The sequence below is a fragment of the Frankia sp. KB5 genome, assembly GCF_002099325.1.
In the GTDB taxonomy this organism is placed as follows: domain Bacteria; phylum Actinomycetota; class Actinomycetes; order Frankiales; family Frankiaceae; genus Frankia; species Frankia casuarinae.
Window position 1 is genome coordinate 1 of the sequence record NZ_MRUJ01000355.1, and the last position, 3,512, is coordinate 3,512.

A 3,512-nucleotide genomic window follows, 5' to 3' on the forward strand; every position below is an offset into this window, starting at 1 on the left:
GCCTGTGTTCCGTCCCTGTCGTGATCTCGGTCGAGGGATGACTTCTGATCGTTCGGGCACGCCGTCGGCTGGTTCGGCCTGGTCATCCGGCGTGTCATCCGGCCCGCCGGCCAGCACGCCGACGGGCTGTGATGATCAGCGGGGCACCGTAGTGCGCCATGGCCTCCTACAGGGCAGGTGGACAGTCCATCCCGCGCATGCAGGAGCCCGCGCCTAGCGTCCGCGGGGTGTCCCGCCGACCACGTGACGAGATCGTCACTATCGGGGACCTGGAAGACGCCGTAGACATCGATCAGCTCCGCGATCTCCTCGGACGCGGTTCCCGAAGTGGCGAGCGAGTCTCGCGCGAGTACGCCAGCCGCATCGCGAACGCGAAGGGCTTCCCCGACCCGATCTTGGATCATCCCCGGCTACGACTCTGGCATCGGGCCGACGTGGAGGCGTGGCTGGATCGGAACCGCCCCGGGTGGAGGGGTGAGAAATGACGCTCGGACGCGCTGCGTGAGCAAATGTCCGATATGAGCTACCCCGTTGGCGCGTCGAAGCGGGGTACATGCGACCGGAGGAAGCCATGATGTCGATGTGACTGTCACGGTGTTGGAACGTGAGATCTACTCGATGAGCGAGGCCGCTCACCTGCTCGCGGTGAAGCCTGCCCGGCTCCGGTCGTGGATCGACGGCTACACCCGTGGACAGACCCACTACGAGCCGGTGATCCGTCCCGAGCACACCGGCCGCGATCTGGTCACGTGGGGCGAGTTTGTCGAGGCCGGCTACCTGCATGAGTACCGCGTTCGCGGTGTTTCGCTACAGAGGATGCGGCTCGTCGTCCAGCGGCTACGGGAACGCTTCGGCGTGCCGTACCCGCTTGCGCACATGCACCCGTACGTCTTCGGCCGCGACGTGGTCATGGCGGTTCAGGAGGAAGTCGGCCTGGCGACCTCGCTGGAGATGGTCCGCGTCCACGACGGCCAGCTCGTGCTCGCGCCGAAGGCGCAGGACTTCTTTGCCAAGGTCGAGTTCGCTCCCGGCGACGGCAAGGGAGGTGAGGCTCTGCGGCTATACCCGGACCCCACCGGCCGGCAGGTGGTACTCGACCCGCTGCTCGGCTTCGGCGCGCCCGTCGTACGAAACACCCGCACCGCGAACCTGTACGAGCTGTGGGCTGCGGGCGACTCGATCGCAGGGATCGCCGAGGTCTACGAGCTCCCCGATGCTGATGTTGAGGCCGCGGTCCGCTATGAAGCGCGTCTCCGCGAGCAGGAAGAGACCGCAGCCTGAGCATGAACGCCGCCGCCGATCTCCAGGCGCGCTTCTTCGTCAACGAGAACACCCTGCCCCTGGGTAAGGCGCTCGCCGCGGTGCGAACCGACGTCATCCATCCCGGCCACAGACGTTGCCCGATCACGCTGGGGACGAAGGACGTTCGCTGGCTGCCCTACGTCGGCGAGGAAGGCCTGCTGCTGATCACGCGCGACAACATGATCYGGTGTCGCGCCGTCGAGAAGCAGATCTTCCTGGCCAGCGAGGTGAAGGGCCTCTTCTTGACCAAGAGCGGCAGCATGTCCCGGTGGGACATGCTGCGCATGGTCGTCCAGCACTGGGGCAAGATCGAGCCGCTGGTCGAGGAGAAGGGGCCCTTCTTCTACTCGCTGACCCAGGCCGGCGTACGGAAGCTGACGCTCCCGGTCCCGCAGGACCTCAGAGGGCAGGAGGACGAGTCGTGAGGTGAGGCGTTTCCGCTGGTGTCGGCGTGAACTACCGCTCGTCGAAAGAGGACGAAGTCCTCGCATGGATCGCCGGGCATCGGCACCCTCTGGACCCGCCGGCTAGCTGACGCGACGGGGGCTGATCAGCCGGCAGGCATCACCGAGGCCGAGGCGCTCGTGCTCGTTCTGAGCGCGCCGCGACCGGCCGGCGGCGCCGTAGCGGCGGACCATCTGCGTGGTGCTCCACCCCATGTGGTCGGCGAGGGTCTGCTCTCCGCCGCCGGCAAAGAGCCAGGCGTCGGCGAGCGCGTGGCGGAACAGGTGGGGGTGGACGTCGATGCCGGCCTCGCGGCCGCGGCGCCGTACCACCTGGTAGACGCCCGACGGTGTCATCGCGGTGCCTCGGCCGGCCAGCCACAGCGCGGGCAGAGTGGCATGTCGGTGGTGGCCGCGCCGCAGGTACCGGTTCAGGCTGAGCGCGGTCTGAGCGCCGATGGCGATGTGTCGCTGTCGGTCGCCCTTGCCGGTGACGAGCAGGCGCTTGCGGCCGAGGTCGACGTCGGCGACGGTCAGGCCGGCGACCTCGCTTCTACGGCCGCCCGAGTCCGCGAAGACGCGCACGAGCGCCTCGTCACGTCGACTGGTGAAATCCTTGCCCTTGCACACGGCGACGAGGGCGGACAGCTGGTCGAGTACGAGCAGCGGTTTCACCCGCTCGCCGATCTTGGGGGGCTCCATGCGCTCCATCGGCGAGGCGTCGAGCTCCTCCTCGGCGAGCAGCCACAAAAAAACTGCTGGAGCGAGCGGAACGCCTGATTCACCGTCGAGCCGGATCGTCCGTCCGGGCATCGCGGTGTCCGCTCGGTCGCGAAGGAGATCAGGAACTGTTCGACGTGCTGCCGGCTGATCTCGTCTGCCGCGCCCGGCCGGTATGTCGGCATCTGCTCGGCGCCGGCGTCCGCGGCCGCGCRCCGGGCCGCGCGCCGCTCGACGCCAGTCCGCGGCGGTGTCCAGCCGGCAGGCGCCGGCGGCAGTGCCGCGAGCCAGTTGACGAACGCCACGCCGGCCTTGCGCTACGCGGTCCGGGTCTCGACGCTGCGCCCGACGGTCTGCAGGCTCTGGTCCCATCCGTCGAGCAGGAGCCACCAGACGGGATCGACCCCAGAAATGATCTCCACTATGACAAAACGTTACCATCTCGGTCACCGCTGAGCTTGACGGATCAGACTGCAATTACTACGTTGCATGCCTGGTCAGTGCTGCGATGTGCACCCAACCAGCACTAATGCGAACCTAAACCTGCAGGTCAACGGCCCGACCGTGTCTGTCGAACCGGCCCACGCGAAGATCCGTCGAGCCGGCTACGCCGGCAACGCGAATGCCAAGACGACTGATAGAGGTTGATCGCTCCGGTCGCGCGGCACTCGGCGAATCCCGAACCCGACTCGGTTGCGATCACGGCTGCAAGGCGGCTCGTTGGTTGATCGAGTTCCGGTCCGTGCTTCGGATGTCTTGCTTCCCGTCGGTAATGCTACGAAACGCGCGCGAATACCCACGCACTGTCGGTACCGTACCGGCGCGACACCTAGATCCGAGGAGCGGCAGAGCCAGACGAGGAGGGCCGTCGTGGCGATGAAGGTCAAGGTGGGCAACTATGCCTATCTGTGGGACGGTGCTGAGCCCCTCGTGCCGGGGGACCTTGTACTCCTGCCCGAGAACTGGCTCAGTCCCAAGATCCATGGTCCTGGACCCTTCGAAGGCACCGTGACCGCTGTCGGAAGTGACTATGACGGTCCGATCTCC

At 67.0% G+C, this 3,512-nt stretch carries 3 protein-coding genes; 2 read left to right on the top strand and 1 reads right to left on the bottom strand.

What is annotated here, in order from left to right:
* Positions 1 to 582 precede the first annotated feature (582 nt).
* Both KBI5_RS24230 and KBI5_RS24235 read left to right on the top strand, forming a co-directional pair.
* Complete coding sequence (locus tag KBI5_RS24230; protein WP_023841598.1) at positions 583 to 1,281, top strand: DUF433 domain-containing protein; 699 nt, start codon at positions 583 to 585, stop codon at positions 1,279 to 1,281.
* A 2-nt stretch (positions 1,282 to 1,283) separates the two neighbouring features.
* Entirely contained in the window at positions 1,284 to 1,727 is a 444-nt protein-coding gene (locus KBI5_RS24235) for a hypothetical protein (RefSeq protein WP_085016590.1), read from the top strand.
* Positions 1,728 to 1,829: 102 nt separating this feature from the next.
* Here the strand turns inward: KBI5_RS24235 and KBI5_RS24240 are convergent, their stop codons facing one another.
* Positions 1,830 to 2,558 carry a tyrosine-type recombinase/integrase gene (locus tag KBI5_RS24240; protein WP_011435544.1) on the bottom strand — a complete coding sequence of 243 codons (729 nt, stop codon included), beginning with the start codon at positions 2,556 to 2,558 and terminating at the stop codon, positions 1,830 to 1,832.
* Between the last annotated feature and the right edge of the window lie 954 nt (positions 2,559 to 3,512).

Bases quoted from the DNA above. Each gene is read 5' to 3' on its own strand.
- KBI5_RS24240 (WP_011435544.1), bottom strand. From the start codon at position 2,558: ATGCCCGGACGGACGATCCGGCTCGACGGTGAATCAGGCGTTCCGCTC.